This is a genomic window from Marinospirillum alkaliphilum DSM 21637 (assembly GCF_900119735.1).
Classification (GTDB): domain Bacteria; phylum Pseudomonadota; class Gammaproteobacteria; order Pseudomonadales; family Halomonadaceae; genus Marinospirillum; species Marinospirillum alkaliphilum.
The window spans coordinates 96,697-115,253 of sequence record NZ_FPJW01000005.1; the positions used below are offsets into that span (position 1 = coordinate 96,697).

Annotated in this window: 13 protein-coding genes; 7 read left to right on the forward strand and 6 right to left on the reverse strand. The window is 54.6% G+C overall.

What is annotated here, in order from left to right:
• Positions 1 to 36: 36 nt before the first annotated feature.
• Both BT114_RS08270 and BT114_RS08275 read right to left on the reverse strand, forming a co-directional pair.
• Positions 37 to 816: an enoyl-CoA hydratase gene (locus BT114_RS08270; RefSeq protein ID WP_072325894.1), complete on the reverse strand. Its 780-nt coding sequence runs from the start codon at positions 814 to 816 to the stop codon at positions 37 to 39.
• A complete protein-coding gene (locus BT114_RS08275) occupies positions 816 to 1,982 on the reverse strand; it encodes an acyl-CoA dehydrogenase family protein (protein WP_072325895.1) in 1,167 nt (388 codons plus the stop codon). The genes BT114_RS08270 and BT114_RS08275 overlap by 1 nt, the downstream gene beginning before the upstream one ends.
• 178 nt (positions 1,983 to 2,160) lie before the next feature.
• Between BT114_RS08275 and BT114_RS08280 the strand changes: the two genes are divergently transcribed.
• The 3 genes from BT114_RS08280 to BT114_RS08290 all read left to right on the forward strand — a co-directional run bounded on the left by BT114_RS08280 (position 2,161) and on the right by BT114_RS08290 (position 5,301).
• On the forward strand, positions 2,161 to 3,042 hold the full coding sequence (locus tag BT114_RS08280; RefSeq protein ID WP_072325896.1) for an AraC family transcriptional regulator: 882 nt from the start codon (positions 2,161 to 2,163) through the stop codon (positions 3,040 to 3,042).
• Between the two features lie 82 nt (positions 3,043 to 3,124).
• Positions 3,125 to 3,562, forward strand: coding sequence for a MerR family transcriptional regulator (locus BT114_RS08285; protein WP_072325897.1), 438 nt, complete (start codon positions 3,125 to 3,127; stop codon positions 3,560 to 3,562).
• 59 nt (positions 3,563 to 3,621) lie between these two features.
• Positions 3,622 to 5,301, forward strand: coding sequence for an AMP-binding protein (locus tag BT114_RS08290; RefSeq protein ID WP_072325898.1), 1,680 nt, complete (start codon positions 3,622 to 3,624; stop codon positions 5,299 to 5,301).
• Positions 5,302 to 5,521: 220 nt separating this feature from the next.
• Here the strand turns inward: BT114_RS08290 and BT114_RS08295 are convergent, their stop codons facing one another.
• Entirely contained in the window at positions 5,522 to 6,736 is a 1,215-nt protein-coding gene (locus BT114_RS08295) for an EAL and HDOD domain-containing protein (RefSeq protein WP_072326024.1), read from the reverse strand.
• Between the two features lie 184 nt (positions 6,737 to 6,920).
• Here BT114_RS08295 and BT114_RS08300 point away from each other — a divergent pair, with 184 nt between their 5' ends.
• The 4 genes from BT114_RS08300 (at position 6,921) to BT114_RS08315 (ending at position 12,753) form a co-directional block, all read left to right on the forward strand.
• The gene (locus BT114_RS08300; RefSeq protein WP_072325899.1) at positions 6,921 to 8,984 is read left to right on the forward strand and encodes a putative bifunctional diguanylate cyclase/phosphodiesterase; all 2,064 of its coding nucleotides are present in this window, start codon (positions 6,921 to 6,923) and stop codon (positions 8,982 to 8,984) included.
• A gap of 3 nt (positions 8,985 to 8,987) precedes the next feature.
• Positions 8,988 to 11,372, forward strand: coding sequence for a hybrid sensor histidine kinase/response regulator (locus tag BT114_RS08305; protein WP_072325900.1), 2,385 nt, complete (start codon positions 8,988 to 8,990; stop codon positions 11,370 to 11,372).
• Entirely contained in the window at positions 11,372 to 12,271 is a 900-nt protein-coding gene (locus BT114_RS08310; RefSeq protein ID WP_072325901.1) for a response regulator, read from the forward strand. Before BT114_RS08305 ends, BT114_RS08310 begins: the two co-directional genes overlap by 1 nt.
• Positions 12,272 to 12,426: 155 nt before the next feature.
• Entirely contained in the window at positions 12,427 to 12,753 is a 327-nt protein-coding gene (locus BT114_RS08315; RefSeq protein WP_177247064.1) for a high-potential iron-sulfur protein, read from the forward strand.
• A gap of 83 nt (positions 12,754 to 12,836) precedes the next feature.
• On the opposite strand, the gene BT114_RS08320 is transcribed toward BT114_RS08315, so the two are convergent.
• The 3 genes from BT114_RS08320 to BT114_RS08330 all read right to left on the reverse strand — a co-directional run bounded on the left by BT114_RS08320 (position 12,837) and on the right by BT114_RS08330 (position 18,532).
• Complete coding sequence (locus BT114_RS08320) at positions 12,837 to 14,462, reverse strand: methyl-accepting chemotaxis protein (RefSeq protein WP_072325902.1); 1,626 nt, start codon at positions 14,460 to 14,462, stop codon at positions 12,837 to 12,839.
• 269 nt (positions 14,463 to 14,731) lie between these two features.
• A complete protein-coding gene (locus tag BT114_RS08325; RefSeq protein WP_072325903.1) occupies positions 14,732 to 15,961 on the reverse strand; it encodes an EAL and HDOD domain-containing protein in 1,230 nt (409 codons plus the stop codon).
• Between the two features lie 3 nt (positions 15,962 to 15,964).
• Entirely contained in the window at positions 15,965 to 18,532 is a 2,568-nt protein-coding gene (locus tag BT114_RS08330; RefSeq protein ID WP_072325904.1) for a hybrid sensor histidine kinase/response regulator, read from the reverse strand.
• Positions 18,533 to 18,557: the final 25 nt, after the last annotated feature.

Genomic DNA, 18,557 nt, shown 5'->3' on the forward strand with positions numbered 1-18,557 from the left:
GCATCGACGATACATACCAGGCTTCAGCAGCTGCCTTCAGCGATTTTTCCAATCCGGTGTGCGTTTCTGCAAAAACGCCTGCACACCTTCTTTCTGGTCTTCGGTGTCAAACAGATCCACAAACAGCTCCCGCTCCAGACGCCAGCCCTGTTCATGGCTGCTGGCTTCACGGGCGTGCATCACCAACTGCTTGCAAGAGGCAATCGAAGACGGTGACTGCTGGCAGGCCATTTCGGCCAGTTCCAGTGCCCGCTCCAGCGCCTTGCCGGTGGGGACCACTTCTTCCACCAGGCCAATTTCCAGGGCTTTGTCAGCCTTGATGCGCTCACCACACAGGATCAGCCGCTTGGCCCAGCCTTCACCAACCAGCCAGGGCAGGTTCTGGGTGCCACCGGCACAGGGCAGCAGGCCAACTCGGGCTTCCGGCAAGGCCATCTGCGCCTGCTCTTCCGCCACGCGCAGGTCGCAGGACAGCGCACACTCCAGACCACCACCCATGGCATAGCCGTTGATGGCCGCAATGGACACACCCCGGAAGTTGGTCAGTGCCTCAAACGCCAGACCAAAATACCGCGCCATGTCACGCGCTACCGCCTTGTCACCCTCGGCAAACTTGTTCAGGTCAGCCCCGGCCGAGAAGAACTTCTCGCCCTGACCGGTGATCACCAGCGCATAAATCTCACGGTCTGCATTCAGGCTTTCCACCAGTGTTTTCAGGCCGGAAAGTGACTCTTCATTCCAGGTGTTGGCCGGCGGGTTGTTGATGGTGATCAGCGCAATGTGGCCACGTTTTTCATATTTCAGCAGGTCAGTCATCAGTAAATCGCCTCCAGTACGCCTTCTTCCAATACACGTCGCGCCACAATCAAGCGCATGATTTCATTGGTGCCTTCCAGGATGCGGTGCACCCGGGCATCCCGCAGGTAACGCTCCAGCGGATACTCCCTGATGTAACCATAACCGCCGTGCAATTGCAGGGCTTCGTCAATCACCTGAAAACACACATCGGTGGCAAAACGCTTGGCCATGGCACAGAACATCGGGGTTTCCGGATCTTGCTGGTCCATTTTGAATGCCGCCAGACGCACCATCTGGCGCGCCGCTGTCAGATCAGTGGCCATGTCAGCCAGCTTGAACTGCACGGACTGAAAATCAGCCAGTTCACGGCCAAACTGTTTACGTTCATGCACGTAATTACGCGCCAGCGTCAGCGCAGCCTGAGCCGCACCCACTGAACAGGTGGCAATATTGACACGGCCACCATCCAGCCCTTTCATGGCAAATTTGAAGCCTTCACCCTCTTTACCCAGCAGGTTGCAGGCTGGAATGCGCACCTTGTCGAAGGTGACCAGGCGTGTTGGCTGGCTGTTCCAGCCCAGCTTGTCTTCACACTTGCCGTATTCAATACCGGCCGCATCAGCAGGAACAATAAATGCAGAAATACCCTTCGGGCCGTCTTCCAGGCTGCCGGTACGCGCCATCACCACCAGAATCTGGGTGCTGCCCGCCCCGGAAATGAACATCTTGGAGCCTTCCAGTACATACTCGTCACCGTCGCGGGTGGCGCGGGTTCGCAGGCTACCGGCATCCGAACCGGCACCGGGCTCCGTCAGGCAATAAGAGCCCAGCCACTCACCAGCAGCCAGTTTCGGGGCAATTTCAGCCGCCACATCGGCCTGGGCAAAACTGGCCACCATCCAGCTCACCATATTGTGAATGGTGATGTAGGCCGCAGTGGAAGGACAGGCCGCCGCCAGCTCTTCAACAATCACACTGGTATCCAGACGCGACAGCGCCATGCCACCAAATGCTTCCGGGGTGTACATGCCACAGAAGCCCATGTCACCGGCTTCACGGATCACATCCAGCGGGAAAATATGCTCAGCATCCCACTGAGCTGCGTGGGGAGCCATGGCTTTTTCAGCAAACGCCCTGGCGGCATCCCGGAAGGCCTGCTGGTCTTCGGTCAGGTTAAAATCCATAACAAATCCTCTTTTACTGCTTTTTTATTCTTGTCAGGTCGCCTGATCAAAAAAACCAAGCACCCGCTAGGTTGAAAGAAAAGTAGCAGCAGTTGACGCCTGCGTAAATTGACTAAATTGTGTGCGTGATGGACTATATTGCGAAATAAGTCACCAGCCGAACAAGCATTCAGACCTCATGTCCCAGACCTCCGACTGGCCCCTGCCGCCGGGCAGTGTGCGTTACATCATTCCGCAGCGCCTGCGTAAGCTGCTGGAAAAACACCCGCTGACACGGGAGCTTTATCCGTTGTCCTTTGGTCACTATCAGCGTGCACGCGGGCACTCGATGTATCGCAGCCGCCATGATGATGAGCTGCTGATTTATTGCACCGAAGGGGAAGCAGAAGTGGTCACCGGTCAGCAAAAGCTGCACATTCAGGCCGGTGATCTGCTGTATCTGCCAGCGGGTGAGCCTCACCACTACACCACCCCGGATCACAACCCCTGGACCATTCACTGGGTACACTACACCGGTCCACTGACCACCTACCTGCGCCAGTATCTGGGCTTCCAGGGCAACAACCGACGCATTAACCTGGGCCGACAGCCACGCCTGCTGGTGGATTTCAACGGTCTGTTATCGGTGCAGGACTCAGGTTTTCAGGAACAACCCCTGATTCACGCCTGCAACCGCCTGCGCCAGTTGCTGACTGCCCTGCCGCTGTCCCACAAGCGCCCGCAGCTGCGTCAACAGGCAGAGCTGGATCTGGAGCAACTGCACCAGTTAATGCGTGATCACCTGCATGACCGTCTGGATCTGGACAGTCTGGCTGCAAAAGCGGGTTTATCACGCTATCATTTCATCGCTCGTTACAAGCAGTTGACCGGTGAAACCCCGATCCAGCATTACCTGCAGATGAAAATCGAACGTGCCTGCCACCTGCTGGACACCAGTGACGCCAGTCTGCCGCAGATTGCCGAGCAACTGGGTTATGAAGACAGCTATTATTTTTCCCGCCTGTTCAAGAAGGTAATGGGTGTCAGCCCCAGCAATTACCGGCGAGTGAACCGCTACTGACAAAAAAATCGCCACATTTTCCTTTACGTAAACGTCAACCTTGATTAAAGTTGATTCACAACACCTCCTGGAAGGCTTCGGCATGAACAAAGCAGCAAAATTGCGCACCTACAGCATCAGTGACCTGGCGAAGGAATTTGATGTCACCACGCGCACCATCCGCTTTTATGAGCAGCAGGGCATTCTTAACCCTGCGCGCCAAGGGCAGACCCGCATTTACAGTCCAAAAGACCGGGTGCGACTGATGCTGACCCTGCGCGGCAAGCGACTGGGATTCAGCCTGGCCGAAAGCAAGGAGCTGTACGACATGTACGACTCCACCACTGAAGGTGATGAAAAACAGTTGCTCTACATGCTGGACATTCTGGCCAAGAAACAGGCCGACATGCAGCAACAACTGCGTGACATCCAGCGCCTGCAGGAAGAACTCAACACTGCAGAAGCCCGGTGCCGTGAAGCCCTGGACAAGGTGCGTGAACGGGAACACCGCAAACTGGAAAAACAACAAAAGGCAGGATAAGCCCCTTACTTCATTCTGCCGTTCTGAACCAACACACAACAAAGATAAAAGGTGGGTTTATGAGCAAACAACCGAGCTACGTCAGCGGCATCAGTGACCAGCCCCTGCTGGGCATGACCATCGGCGACCTGTTCGACAGAACCGTTGCCCAATTCCCGGACAATGATGCCCTGATCTCCCGTCACCAGAAGCTGCGCTACACCTATAAAGAGTTGCAGCAGGAAGTGAACCGCTGTGCCCGTGGTCTGATGAAAATGGGCGTCCAGCGTGGCGAACGAGTCGGCATCTGGTCTCCCAACTGTGCCGAGTGGTGCATCACCCAGTTTGCCACCGCCAAGATCGGTGCCATTCTGGTGAACATCAATCCCAGCTACCGCACCCACGAGTTGGAATACGCCCTCAAACAATCCGGCACCAGCACCCTGATCCTGCAGGGTGAATTCAAAAGCTCCCGCTACGCCGACATGATCTGTGAGCTGGCACCCGAATTAAAAAACAGTACCACCCAGACCTTCCGCAGTGAACGCCTGCCGGAACTCAAGCGGGTGATCTGCCTCAGCGACGAGCTGGCCAGTGAAGGCATGTTCACCTGGTCCGATCTGATGTCCATGTACGATCAGGTCACCGAAGCGGAACTGCATGACCTGCAGAAAACCCTGCAGTTTGATGATCCCATCAACATCCAGTACACCTCCGGCACCACCGGTGCACCCAAGGGCGCCACCCTGTCGCACCACAATATCCTCAACAACGGTTATTTTGTCGGTGAAGGCATGAACCTCACCCATAAAGATCGCATGGTGATTCCGGTGCCGCTTTACCACTGCTTTGGCATGGTGATGGGCAACCTTGGTTGTGTCACTCATGGCGCCACCATGATTTACCCATCCGACGGTTTTGACCCAGAACTGACCCTGAAAGCCGTGGAAGAAGAAAAGGCCACCACCCTTTACGGCGTGCCGACCATGTTCATTGCTGAACTGGAACACCCGGACTTTGACAAGTTTGACCTGCGCCACCTGCGCACCGGCATCATGGCGGGTTCCAACTGCCCGATTGAAGTGATGAAAAAAGTCATCGACAAGATGCACATGAAAGACGTCACCATCTGTTACGGCATGACCGAAACCAGCCCGGTGAGCTTCCAGACCCGCATGGATGCCCCGCTGGAAAAACGCGTCTCCACCGTGGGCACCATCCACCCGCACCTGGAAGTGAAACTGGTCGATCCGGAATCCGGCCGCGTGGTGGAGCGTGGTGAAAAAGGCGAACTCTGCACCCGGGGTTACAGCGTGATGCTGGGCTACTGGAACAACGAAGAAGCCACCACCAAATCCATCGTCAACGGCTGGATGCACACCGGTGACCTGGCCGAAATGGATGAAGAAGGTTATGTCGCCATCACCGGTCGCATCAAGGACATGATCATCCGTGGCGGTGAAAACATCTACCCGCGTGAACTGGAAGAATTCTTCTACACCCACCCGGACATCTCCGATGTGCAGGTGATTGGTGTACCGGATCAGAAATACGGCGAAGAAGTGATGGCCTGGGTGAAAACCCACGAAGGCAAGACCCTCAACGAACAGGAACTGCGCGACTTCTGCAAAGGCAAAATTGCCCACTACAAGGTGCCGCGTTACTTCAAGTTCACCCAGGACTTCCCGATGACCGTCACCGGCAAGATCCAGAAGTTCAAAATGCGCGACCAGAGTATTGAAGAACTCGGACTGCGCTGATTGAACTGATCCGGAAATACCTCAAACCAAAAAGCCTGCCAAGCGGCAGGCTTTTTTTATGGCGCAAGAAGCTCAAGAAGCCCCTGATTAACGTGATGAGCGCAGGCAAGGCCAGACGAAATTGATTGAAAAAGCGGAGTTTACACGGAGTAAATGAGCATTTTGAGATCAATTTCAACACAGCATGGCCAAGCGCAATAGTTAATCAGGGGCTTCTCATTCAATCCACACCCATCAGCACCTGATTGGTCCAGACCTGACTATCCATCCAGATGCCATTCAATCGCTGTACCATTTCATGGCTGGAATCCAGCATGCGGGCCTGTTCAAAGGCTTTCACCAGTTTCAGCACCCGGCCCAGTTTGCCATCACCAAAAAGGAGTGCAGCTTTTAATTCCTGCGCCAGGGGTAATTCCTTCAACAGGGCTTCCAGCTCCAGCCCCATCAGCAGGTCCATCATCGACATCAGGCCAGCCATAAAGGCTTCTCGCGGATTGACGCCACTCATGCTGGCCGCCATGCGTTCACACATGGCTGCACGCGTCAGTGCCTGGGGCAACAACAAGCGGCTGGCAGCACCGTTGTTGGCCAGCATCACCGTGGTGACCATGCTGCGCACCCGATCCAGTCCCAGCGTACTTAATGCCTGACTGATGCTGGTCACTTCGGTACGACGGCGGAACATCGGTGAGTTGGTCAGTTTCAGCAGCATCAAGGTCAGTTGCGGGTCCTGGGCAATCAGCGGCTCCAGCACCTTGTAATCCGGTTCTGCTTTCTGCAATTCAGACAGGATGCGAATCTGTGCCCCACGATTACTGCCGCGCTGGGTGGAGGTGTGTTGCTGCACTTCCGGGCGTGCATAAAAATAACCCTGAAAATACTCAAACCCCAGCGCCTGGCAACGACGATAAGCGTCCATGTCTTCCACCCGCCGTGCCAGCAGGGCAATACCCTGATCTCGGAACAGCTTGATGCGGGCTTCGTCCAGCTCACTCAAGGCATCCATTTTAATCACATCAACCAGCTTCAACAGCTCTCTGCTCTGCTCATTGATGTCAAATGCATCCAATGCAAGCCGAAAGCCTGCTGCCTTGACGCCCTTTAACCGCTCCAGCATACCTGGTTGCTGCAACACATTGCCCAGTACCTCCACCACCACCTGCTCAGGATAAGGAGGGAGAAGCTCCGGTTTTTGCAGCCATTCATGTGGTGCAATAAAAAACAGCGGCCGCTTGCCAACCAGCTTGTCCAGACCCGTTTCATAAAAGGCGGCATTACTGACACGCGCGGTTGCCATCATCTGGTCTTCAACCTGAGCGCTGTGATCCACCACACTGGCCCGATACAGAAGTTCATCGGCAACGTGGCGCATGTTGCGATCACAGATGGGTTGCAAGGCGATGCAATAGTTGGTTGGCTGCTGTGCTTCCACCATAAACTGGATGTCCTCGACTTGTGATTTTGCCGTGCTTTTCAAGCCTGACACACTTTGCTTCTGCGAAGGAATCAAGAAGCAGGTTTTTTCAGGATGCTCGTTTTTTTGGGTGTTTGTTATTGTAAATCTATGTTAATTTTACATCATCAAATGCTAACAAACCAGTAACACTAAGGATGCCCACATGGCTCAATCCGATCAGGCCACCCTGCTTCTGGTAGAGGATGCTGCTGAAATCCGTCTACTGCTATCTGTCGGTCTTGGCAAGGCCGGTTACAAGGTGGTGCAGGCAAAAAATGGCCAGGAAGGTCTGGATGCCTGGGTCGAACATCACCCTGATCTGGTCTTGATGGACGTGACCATGCCTGTCATGGACGGCTTTGAAGCCTGCCGCTTGATCCGGGAGCAGGAAGTACATCAGGTGACACCAATTCTGATGCTGACTGGCTCGGATGATATGGCCTCCATTAACCGTGCCTTTGAAGTGGGTGCTTCCGACTTTATCACCAAACCCATCAACCTGCCTTTATTGCAGCAGCGCATTCGTTATGCGCTGCGCGATGCACGGCGGGAAAAAGAGCTGCGTCACGCCCGTAACCTGCAAGACAGCGCAAGGGCTCTGGCTGGCCTGGCCTTCTGGGAGTACGATCCCAGAACCGACCGCCTGCACTGGCTGGATGATGCATCCCGACTACTCCACTGGCTGAGCCATCCACCGACCAGCCTGCATGAAGCCCTGCAAAGTGTTCACCCGGAAGACCATGCCCGTTTGCAAACCTTGCTCCGTGATACCATTCAGCACGGCAGCAAATTTGACCTGGAGCTGCGTTCACTGGGTAAAGAGCAGACCTACCTGCTGAAAATGCTGGGCCAGCAGGATCCCGATACCCGCCGCATTATTGGTGCAGTACAAGACATCACCGCCTTGCGTTCACTGGAGCATCAGGCTGAATACCTCAGCCACCACGATGCACTGACTGGCTTGCCCAACCGTAAACTCTTCCTGCGCAGCCTGGAGGAACAACTGCAAGCCACCACCCACCGCAACACGCTGGTGCTGGTGATTGAAGTCTCTCGCCTGCACCAGATCAGTGATGCCCTGGGTGCAGATACTGCTGACCAGTTGTTAACCCTGTTATCCAGCCAACTGCAACACCTGGCACGCAACCAGAACGGCAGTGTTGCCAGGCTGGAAGGCGCTGCCTTTGCCTTGTGGTTGAACACCTCAACTCCCATCGATCCGGATCAACTGCGCTCACAACTGACCGAGCTGCTGCAACCCCTGCTGCGCCAGTGGGTGATTGATGAACACGAGCTGCTGCTGAATCTCACCGTGGGCATCAGCCACGCCCCTGAACAAGCTGACAAGCCGGCGGACCTCTTGCGTTATGCGCAACGTGCACTGCGCAACCGGCGTCGCGATGGTCAGTTAACGCTGAATCTTTACCAACCCGGTGAAGTGGATCAATTGGCCCATCGCCTGTCGCTGGAAAATGAATTGCGCCGTGCCGTGGAGCGTCAGGAATTTACCCTGGTGTATCAGCCGCAACTGGATCTGGCCAGTGATCGGGTGGTTGGTGTCGAGTCCTTACTGCGCTGGAATCACCCGGAAAAGGGACAGGTGTCGCCTGCCGTCTTCATTCCACTGCTGGAAGAGTTATCACTGATCCAGCCACTGGGAGAATGGATTCTGCATCACGCCTGCTGGCAGCAACAGCAATGGCAACAACAGGGCTACTCGCTACGCATGGGCATCAATCTGTCACCAGCCCAGTTTGCCCAGTCAGATCTGCTGCAACAAATTGAAGCGGCAGCAATCAAGGCCGGTGTGCAGACATCCGGCATCAAACTGGAAATCACCGAAAGTCTGGCCATGCGTGATCCAGCTGCCAGCATCCGTCTGCTGCATGATCTGCGTGATCGTGGCTTCAAGATCGCCATTGATGACTTTGGCATCGGTTTTTCATCACTGGAATACCTGCTGAAGTTTCCGCTCGACTCACTGAAGATAGACCGCGCCTTTGTAAAAGACATCACCCGTGGCCGCAGTGATCGAGCGATCATCAAGGCCCTCACCTCCATGTGTCAAAGCTTGGGTATTTCCACCATCGCTGAAGGCGTGGAAGACCAGCGCCAGCGCGATTATGTGGATGCACTGGGGGCAACAGAAATCCAGGGTTACCTGATTTCACGCCCCCTGCCCAGTGACGAGTTATTGGCTTTTATGAGTCAGCGCCAGCAGGATTGATGGATGAAAAGAACGTCTCTGTTTCGCTCGTTATTACTGAGCGCCCTGTTGACCACCTCCGCTGTACTGATACTGCTGGTCACCGTGATGCTGATGGGCATTGTAAAACCCCTGGAACACCTGGCGCGACAGGAAGCCTCGGTACTGGCTGAAAAAGAAATCAGCCTGCGCCTGGCAGCCAAGCAGGAAGCGGTCATCTCCATTGCCACCAGCCTGGCCCGTGACCCACGGGTTATCCAGGGTTTGTTGCAACAGGATCACCCGCTGGCTTTTACAGCACTGCATCATTTGCAGCAGGATTTTGCTGCCAGCACCGAATACAAGAGTGTGTTTGCTCAGGTGATCAGCCCTGAGCGACGCATTCTGGCTCGCTCCTGGCAGCCGGACTTTACCGGTGGTGTTGCACCCCATCCGCTGGTGAACCAGGTGCTGACCAGCGGCATTGCCGCCGCCAGTTTCAGTGTTGGTAATGCCGGCCCCGGTGTACTGGGCTTTGCACCCGTGTTTCATGAAGGCCAGATCATCGGTGCCATCTCTGTCACACAAGGCTTGGGTTCAGTGGTTCGGGCACTGGCTGCCGAAAACATGGACTGGTTATTGTTGCTTGACCAGCAAACCATTCTGCGGCGCTTTGACGGCCAGATGCCGACAGCCTATAGCAGCAGCCCGTTTTTTGATGAGAACTACCTGCTGGCGCACAGCAGCTGGTTTGATCCCCAACTGGCACGCAGTATTCGTGAGCGTTTACCCAACCTCACCGCTGGGAGTGGTCAGTTGCACCTGCTGGATAACCGTCTGGTGTTTGACCTGCCAATGCAGGACTCCACTGGTGAATACATCGGCCGTAGCCTGCTGATCACCGATGATGAAATTCTCACGGCACGCATCCAGCAAGGCCATACTTCCATCTACCTGTCAGTCATTGCCGTACTGGTGGTGGTCATAGCCGTGGTGGCATTACTGATGGGGCTGGTGAATCAACGCATCATTCGCCCAGTGGAAGACCTGGTTCACACCATCAATGATGCGGTGGCTTCCAACCGTTTTTCTGCCCGCTTTCACAGCCTCAGCCATGATGAGCTGGGAGAACTCTCCTCCAGTCTGAATCGCCTGTTTGGCAGCCTGGAGCAAGCCATTCACGAAGCCAGTAACGCCATCACTGAACTGGCCCAGGGTGATCTGGATCGACGCATCACCGCACCCTTTCAGGGTGATATGGAAGAATTCAAAACCGGTTTTAATGCGGCTGCCATCAAACTCCAGGATACCCAACTGCGGCTGCAGGAAGCCAGCAATGCCAAAAGCCAGTTTCTGGCCAATATGAGCCATGAAATCCGCACCCCCATCAATGGTGTGCTGGGCATGTTGACCCTGCTGGAACACACCCGGCTGGATGCTGAACAGGCCGAGCAGGTTGCACTGGCCCGCAGTTCGGCTGAACTGCTGCTGGGACTGGTGAACGACATCCTCGACTTTTCCAAGATTGAAGCCGGTAAAATGACGCTGGAAAACCTGCCACTGGATTTGAATCGGCTGACACTGCAGTTGCAGGCAACCTTCCGTAATGAAGCAGCACGCAAGGGGCTGCTACTGGTCACTCAGGTCGATCCGGCACTCAGTCAGTGGGTCAGTGGTGATGCACTGCGGTTGCAACAGATCCTCAACAACCTGCTCTCCAATGCCTTCAAGTTCACCGAACAAGGCCAGATCACCCTGGCACTGGCGCTGGCCAATACTGGCAGATTGCGCATCAGTGTTACCGACACCGGCATCGGCATTGCACCCGAAGCCGCGCAGCAGCTATTCCAGAGTTTCACTCAGGCGGACAGCACCACCAGCCGCAAATATGGTGGCACCGGACTGGGCCTGAAAATCTCCAAAGAGCTGGTCGAACTGATGCATGGGCAGATGGATTTCAGCAGCCAGCCAGGACAGGGATCAACCTTCTGGCTTGAGATTCCTTATCACCCCTGCCAACCCCCTCAGCGCTCTCAGGATCAGGCATTGCAGACACCTCACTGGCCCGATAAAAAACTGCTGCTGGTTGAGGACAACACCGTCAACCAGCTGCTGGCCGTCAAACTGCTGAGCAAGTTTGGCATCAAACCGGATCTTGCCGTGAACGGTGAAGAAGCAGTAAAACTGGCTGGTAAACAAGCCTATGACCTGATTCTGATGGACTGTCAGATGCCGGTCATGGATGGCTACACTGCTACTCGCAGCCTGCGGGCCAGCGGTTATTACCATCCCATCATTGCCCTGACGGCCAATGCCAGCACAGAGGACCGGGACCTTTGCCATGCTGCCGGTATGGATGATTTTTTAGCCAAGCCCTATCGCATGGAAAGCCTGATTGACATTTTAAGGAAATGGCTGGAAAAAACCTGATGAACACTGCAACAAACCATCAGCTACTGCTGGTGGATGATGATCCCATCAGCCTGAAAATCATGCACAGCCTGCTGACCCAGGCTGGTTTCTCTTGTGTCACTGCGGAAGATGCCCATCAGGCCGCTGCACAGCTGGATGCCTACCCCGTGGAGCATTTCAGCGCCATATTGCTGGACAACCAGATGCCGGGAAAAACCGGTCTGGAACTGCTGCAGGACATCAAACAAGGGCCACACACCCACCTGCCTGTGATCATGCAAACAGGCAGTAACAGCCCCGATGAAGTGCATCAGTGCATTGCTGCCGGAGCCTTTTACTACCTGACCAAGCCCCTGGACCGCCAGTTATTACTGTCAGTGGTTGAAGCAGCCATCAGTGATCTGGAAAACCACCGTGCAGTGCGTGCGGAAATGAGCCAGATTGACCAGTCGCTGGAGCTGCTGCATCAGGCCTGTTTTCAATTTCGAACACCGCGTGATGCCACCCTGTTATCGGCTTTCCTGGCTCGCCTGGGCAACAACCCGGACAAGGTCAGCATTGGGCTGTATGAGCTGTTAATCAATGCCGTGGAACATGGCAACCTGGGCATCAGTTACGATGAAAAAACCCGATTGATTGAAACACAGCAATTAAAGGAAGAAATCAACCGGAGACTGGAACAACCGCAGTTCAAGGATCGGCTGGCTCGCGTCACTCTGATGCGCAACCCTGAAAGTCTGGTGTTCACCATTGAAGATCAAGGAGCAGGATTTGATTTTGAGCAGTATCTGGAATTTTCCCTGGATCGGGCACTGGACAACCATGGTCGCGGCATCATGGTGGCCAGCAAGATCAGTTTTGACCACCTTCAATACAGCCAGGGTGGGCGCTGCGTGACAGCCACACACCTTTTATAGAAGTCCTGATGTTTGTAGAAATCCTGATGCATGTCAATTTCATTTTAAAAATCAAACAACAATAGCGGGATTTAAAAGACAAGCCAGTCACACCAGGTATAGTTTGTAAGGGTGGTGGAACCACCGTTTCCAATAAACTGATGACGGGAAAAATCATGAAAAAAACAAGCTGCACCATGACTCGCCGCAACCTGTTGAAAAAGGGATTATTTAGTCTGGCAGCCCTGCCGTTGGGTATGGGCGTGATGACACCCCAGGTGTTTGCATCCAGCCTGCCGCTGATCAGTGAAGACCACCCTCAGGCCAGAGCACTGAACTATGTGCATGTTGCTGCCAGCGCCTCCGGCCATCCCAGCTTTAAAGCCGATGCCTATTGTGACAACTGCCGCTTCTGGGTCGCCGCCACCAATGGCTGCACACTGATCCCCAACTTCTCCTTTGAGCCCAAAGGCTGGTGCCAGGCCTGGGTTTCTGCTGGCTGATTCTGAGCCAAAAACACTGGCAGGGTGTGCCCCCTGCCAGGTTATTACTGGATTCAGTTATTACCGGATTAAGCGCTTACCTGCTAAACCCTGAACTTGCCAACACTCGACTGTAAGTTTCGAGCCAGCTCAGCCAGAGCACGACTGGCTTCCACGTTTTCCTGCATGCCCTGAGCCGCTTCTTCAGAAGCTTCGGTGATGCTGCTGAAATTTCGATTGATTTCATCTGCCACCGCTGACTGTTCTTCCGCTGCACTGGCAATCTGGGTATTCATGTCATTGATGTCATTCACCGAGCGCTGAATAGCCTCCAGAGAGTCACCCGCACGTCGAGCCTGCTCCACACTCTGGGCAGCCTTGTTACGCCCGCGCTCCATCACTTCAACAGCACCACGGGCGCCACTTTGCATCTTTTCAATGCGCTGCTGTATGTCACGGGTGGACTCCTGGGTACGACTGGCTAATGCACGCACCTCATCGGCCACCACTGCAAAACCTCGACCATGCTCACCGGCACGTGCAGCTTCGATGGCCGCATTCAGTGCCAGCAGGTTGGTTTGCTCTGCAATGGTTTCAATCACTTCCAGCACGGTGCCAATGGCATTGCTGTCTTCTGACAACTGGTCGATCACACGACCGGCTTCCTGCACCTGATAAGCCAGCTCATCAATGCTGGTCAGGGTGCGCTTCACTTCTGCTCCACCGGCCAGGGTTTCTTCGTGGGCGCTATTGGCCAGGTTTGAAGCCATCAGTGTGTGACCAACCACCCCTTGCACAGTTGCAGACATCTGACTGATGGCCGCAGCACCCTGCTCGGTCTGTTCACGCTGCATGCTCACCAGTTGCTGGTTACGACGGGCTCGCTCACTCATCTGCTGCGCAGCACTGGACAAGGTTTCAGAGCTTTGAGCCACTTCCTTGATAATGCCAGCCAACTGGCGTGTCATGCTGGCCACTGCACCCATGATACTGTCTGGGTGACGGGTCGGAATATCCAGCGTCAAGTCACCGGATGCCACCTGACGAATCAGACGTGCAGCCACTTCCGGTTCACCACCAATGGTACGGCTGAGGTTATTCACCAGACGCACACTGATCACCACCGCCAGCACCAGAGACACCCCGGCAATGACCAGAATCAGGGTCTGGAAGCCGCTGGTTTCAGCACGCACAAACGCCACCTGCCGCTGAATGTCACGCTCCTGGTAATCAATAAAGGCGTTGATGGCTGCCAGCCATTCGCTGTAAGCCGGTGAGACCTGGGTCATCAACAACTGACGTGCTGCCTCCGAATCGCTCTGGGCCAGCAGGTTCAGGGTGTTTTCGGTCAGGCGGACGGTTCGCTTTTCTATCGCCTGAATATTACCCAGCAACTGACGTTCCTCACTACTCGCCTGATGACTGGCAAACAGCTGATCCATTTCACGTGCCGACTGCTGATAAAAAGCATCCAACTCGGTGATTTCACGCAAAAATGGCTGACGCTCTGCACTGGAATCCACCAGCACGGCATCGCGAATGGAAATGGCCCGGTCGTGCACACTGCCACGGAAGTTGATGGCAAAACGCTGTTTTCTGGAATCCACATCATTCACCTGGGTGAGGACTGCATCCACCGCACCGATTTTTACCCATCCCACCAGGGCAATTACCAGAATCAGGGCGATTACCAATCCAAACCCCAGATACAGACGTTGCGCTATGGTCATGCTTCTACTCCAGAAATGACTAAAACAAGTTGGCGGCACTCTAATGTTTCAATTTGCTTGCAGCAATAAAAAAACGGAGCGAAAAAAATTCCACTCCGTGTCACTGTTACAATCCTGAAACATTTCAAGCATAGGCTTCATTCAGTTAATGTATAGCATTTGTATAACTAATGCCAACTTTTAAAAATCACCACCACCCAAGCCCGGGGAGGACTTGAGTTAAGGTGATAAAGCAGCAGAGGAGCAGCAGTCTGTAATTCAGATATTTCTTAATTTTCTTCAGTCATGGCCATCATATCCTGCGCCCAGGCCACACTGCTCAGGTACTTACGATTCAGGATTTCCACCTGTTTCTGTGAGCGCTTTTCAAGGCTGGCCTGTTCAAAGGATTCAATCACCTGCAGGATTTTGCCAAGTTCACCCTGATGCTGCAGCAGTGCCGCCACCACCTGGGGGTCCATGAAGGCTTCCTTGAGTAGCACTTCCAGCGCCACACCTTCCAACTGTTCCATCATTGAAAACAAGCCAGTGGTGAAGGCCATGTCTGCATCCACACCCTCCAGGTGGCTTGCCAATTGGCGTGCCATGCTGGCCCGTACCAGCATCTGAAACACCAGCAAACGCTTGACCGGCTCATTGGCGGCCAGCAGCAGGGTGGCCGTCAGCGCACGAATTTTATCCAGTCCCAGCAGGGTAATGGCCTGACTGACACTGCTGATCTGGTGTAAACGCCGCTCCGAAGCCGAGTTAACCCGCTTGAACAGCAAATGACATAAATGAGGATCCTGTACAATCAGCCGTTCCAACTGACGGATATCCACTTCTGGGTCATAGAGGGTACGCAGCAGCTTCATGTCTGCCGCCCGATTACCCCGCCGTGGACCACTGCCCAGCGACTGGATGGCCTGAGGCAAGGCATAAAAGTAACCCTGAAACAGATCAAAACCTGCATCCCGCGCTGCCTGCAGTGCTTCTGCCTGCTCAATAAAAGCAGCCAGCAGGGTTTTACCTGCTGCTTTAAGGCTGGGCACAACCGCCATAGCCTGTGGTTGGCGTACATCCACCTTCACGATGTCCACCAGCTCCAGCAGTGACTGTCCCGGCCCTTGCAACCAACCCAGGGTTGCTGCCATGCGATACCCCTGCTGGTGTGCAGCACGCAGATTGCAGACCAGATCAAAGTCTGGCACCACTTCGGGTAACTCAATCACCACTTGTTCTACGGGTAAAGGCAAGAGTTCGGGGCGGGCCAACCAGTCGGGTGAAACATTCAGGTACAACTGACGCGAGCCGACCAGCGCATCCAGACCAATTTCATAAAACGCTGCACTGCAAGCTCGGGCCGTGGCAATCAGGGGGTCAGTGATATCAGCCTGCAAGGCACCCCCATGGGCGCGGTACAAGAGTTCATCCGCCACATGATGCAGTTGGGCATCACAAATGGGCTGCAAAGCAATGCAATAACGTGCCTCATCACTGGGCAAGGCGCTCTGACTCATCACTCAAGCATCCAGACGTTGTTGCAAGACTGGCTGTAATCTTGCCAGCTGCTCTTGTACTTGTGTCAGCAGGGCTTCTGGGTTCTGCCCCTGCTTAGCCGCCAGCTCCAGTGCCAGCACTGCTTCCACTGCCTCTGTTGCACAGAAGGTTCCCAGCAAACCCTTGAGGGTATGAGCAACCTCAGCCACCTGTTGCAGACGTGACTCAGCCACAGCGGCTTCCAGCTGTGCCAGGTGTTCCGGCAAACCACCCATAAACATGGCTAACACTTCCAGCAGCAACTCTTCATCACCACCGATGTGGTCCACTGCCAGCGCCCAGTCGTAAAGGTTGGTATCAGTCATCACACTATTCTTCTGTTCAGTTTTGCCCGGCAGCGGGGCACTCATGAGGGTTTCAAGGGTTGAGTCGGAAAGGGCTTCCACCATCGCATCCAGAGACAAGAGAGACTGGGTATTGCCTGCCGGACGCAGATCTTCCTGCAATACCAGTACCCGGTTCATCTCATCAAACAAGGCCTGGGGTTGTACCGGTTTGGAAACATAACCATCCATGCCTGCATCCAGGCAACGCTCACGATCGCCCTGCATGGCATTGGCCGTCATTGCCACAATAGGGGTAGGCAGACAGCCAGGCATTTTCTGCTCCTGCTCACGAATCGAGCGGGTGGCCTCCAGACCGTCCATTTCAGGCATCATCACGTCCATCAGGATCAGATCAAAATCCTGCTGCTGCCAGAGACTGACCGCCTTGGCACCATTATCTGCAATCACCGGATGAATGCCTTTTTTCTCCAGCAATTTAATCGCCAGCCGCTGGTTGATGGGGTTGTCTTCCGCCAGCAGCACTTTAATTCCTTTCAGCACACCATCAGCAGTGGTTTCATGCAACGGAGTTTCACAATGGCTGAGCTGTTCCTGCAAAGCCCGCCGCAACTCACTCAGTGTCAGGGGTTTGGTCAGGTAGCCTGCAATGCCCAGTTCCCGGCACCGCCGTGCATCACCCGCTACCGCCGAGGAGGTCAGGATCAGTAGCCGGGTGCTATCCAGTAACTGCTCCTGCTGAAGTTTTTCGGTAGCCAGGTAACCATCCATGCCCGGCATCCAGGCATCCATCAACACCAGAGCAAATGGCTGGCTTGCACGTGCTGCCTGACGGATCAGAAATATGGCTTCCGGTGCAGAACTGCAGCATTCCGCCTGCACACCAACATTGTGCAGCATGGCGGTAATCACTCGCCGATTCATCGGCTCATCATCCACCAGCAGCACACGTTGCTGGCTTAAATCCACCGGTATCCGATCCAGGGATTCTGGTGCCTCTGCCAACAACAGGGGCAATTCAAAACAGAAACAGCTGCCCTTGCCCAGTTCGCTGGTGACAGCGATCTGACCACCTTGCATTTCCACCAGTTGACGCGTAATCGCCAACCCCAGGCCGGTGCCTTCATATTTACGGTTGGTGGCTGCGTCCACCTGCTCAAAGGGATTAAAAACCTGTTGCAAGCGATCAGCAGGAATTCCGATGCCGGTGTCCTGAATGCAAAAACGGAAGCTGGCTGGCTCGACAGCGGTCAGGTACTCCAGTGTCAAGGTGACCTGCCCCCACTCGGTAAACTTGATGGCATTACCCAGGAGGTTGATCAAAATCTGCCGTAAGCGGGTGGCATCCACACTGACATAACGGGGTAGATCTTCCGGCAGGTCATAGTGGATCTGCAGGTTTCTGGACCAGGCACGGGGTGCCATGGACTTTACCGTTGCACCCACCAACTCGATCAGGTCGGTGGTTTCCGGCTGCAGGTCAAACTTGCCGGCTTCAATTTTGGAGAGATCCAGCAGGTGATTGATGATTTCCAGCAACTGACTGGCCGACAGGCGCGCCAGGCTCAGGTGTTCACGCTGCTCCCTTTCCAGTGAGCTATCCATCACCAGATCCAGCATGCCGATCACCCCATTCATGGGGGTGCGGATTTCATGACTCATATTGGCCAGAAACTGGCTTTTTGCCAGACTGGCTGCCTCTGCCGCACGGATTTTTTCCTGCAACCGGGCTTCATAACGACAAGCCAGCAATGCATTGGCCAGTTTGTTCATCAGCTTTTGCAGTGATGCCTGCAACTCGGGACGTAAGGCACTGGCATTTTTTTTCAGCAGCAATACACCCACACCGGGCAAGGCAAATGCGTGGCAGGCCGCCCCTGCTGCAGACTCAACTGTTAACGGCAAACTGGCTTCAAAAGCAGGTAAGCAGCCTTCTGAGTCAGGCAAAAACAAACCGGGAAAATGGCTGAGTGCATCTTCTGGCTGACGCAAAAAATGACGTGGCAGGCTTTGCAGCATTTGCCATTGCAGCCTTGTCGGCAGCACTGCATCAGCACTCATCTGAAGCTGTGATTGGGGCTGTGTTTGAGGCTGGGACTGATACTCAAGCACCGCGCAACCACTGCAATTCAGCACACGCATCAGGGTGCTCAGCGACTCACGCAACATTTTGCCGGTATCCAGGCTGTTGCCAATCGCCAGCGAGATTTCAAAAAGCAGTTCGGTTTCTTGTGATGGATTCAGCATCAACCCGTCCGGTTCATCAATGCAC

What these genes read in the sequence shown, in the direction of transcription:
- BT114_RS08270 (WP_072325894.1), bottom strand. Translation starts at nt 816, where the DNA reads ATGACTGACCTGCTGAAATATGAAAAACGTGGCCACATTGCGCTGATC.
- BT114_RS08275 (WP_072325895.1), bottom strand. Translation starts at nt 1,982, where the DNA reads ATGGATTTTAACCTGACCGAAGACCAGCAGGCCTTCCGGGATGCCGCC.
- BT114_RS08280 (WP_072325896.1), top strand. Translation starts at nt 2,161, where the DNA reads ATGTCCCAGACCTCCGACTGGCCCCTGCCGCCGGGCAGTGTGCGTTAC.
- BT114_RS08285 (WP_072325897.1), top strand. Translation starts at nt 3,125, where the DNA reads ATGAACAAAGCAGCAAAATTGCGCACCTACAGCATCAGTGACCTGGCG.
- BT114_RS08290 (WP_072325898.1), top strand. Translation starts at nt 3,622, where the DNA reads ATGAGCAAACAACCGAGCTACGTCAGCGGCATCAGTGACCAGCCCCTG.
- BT114_RS08295 (WP_072326024.1), bottom strand. Translation starts at nt 6,736, where the DNA reads ATGGTGGAAGCACAGCAGCCAACCAACTATTGCATCGCCTTGCAACCC.
- BT114_RS08300 (WP_072325899.1), top strand. Translation starts at nt 6,921, where the DNA reads ATGGCTCAATCCGATCAGGCCACCCTGCTTCTGGTAGAGGATGCTGCT.
- BT114_RS08305 (WP_072325900.1), top strand. Translation starts at nt 8,988, where the DNA reads ATGAAAAGAACGTCTCTGTTTCGCTCGTTATTACTGAGCGCCCTGTTG.
- BT114_RS08310 (WP_072325901.1), top strand. Translation starts at nt 11,372, where the DNA reads ATGAACACTGCAACAAACCATCAGCTACTGCTGGTGGATGATGATCCC.
- BT114_RS08315 (WP_177247064.1), top strand. Translation starts at nt 12,427, where the DNA reads ATGAAAAAAACAAGCTGCACCATGACTCGCCGCAACCTGTTGAAAAAG.
- BT114_RS08320 (WP_072325902.1), bottom strand. Translation starts at nt 14,462, where the DNA reads ATGACCATAGCGCAACGTCTGTATCTGGGGTTTGGATTGGTAATCGCC.
- BT114_RS08325 (WP_072325903.1), bottom strand. Translation starts at nt 15,961, where the DNA reads ATGAGTCAGAGCGCCTTGCCCAGTGATGAGGCACGTTATTGCATTGCT.
- BT114_RS08330 (WP_072325904.1), bottom strand. Translation starts at nt 18,532, where the DNA reads ATGCTGAATCCATCACAAGAAACCGAACTGCTTTTTGAAATCTCGCTG.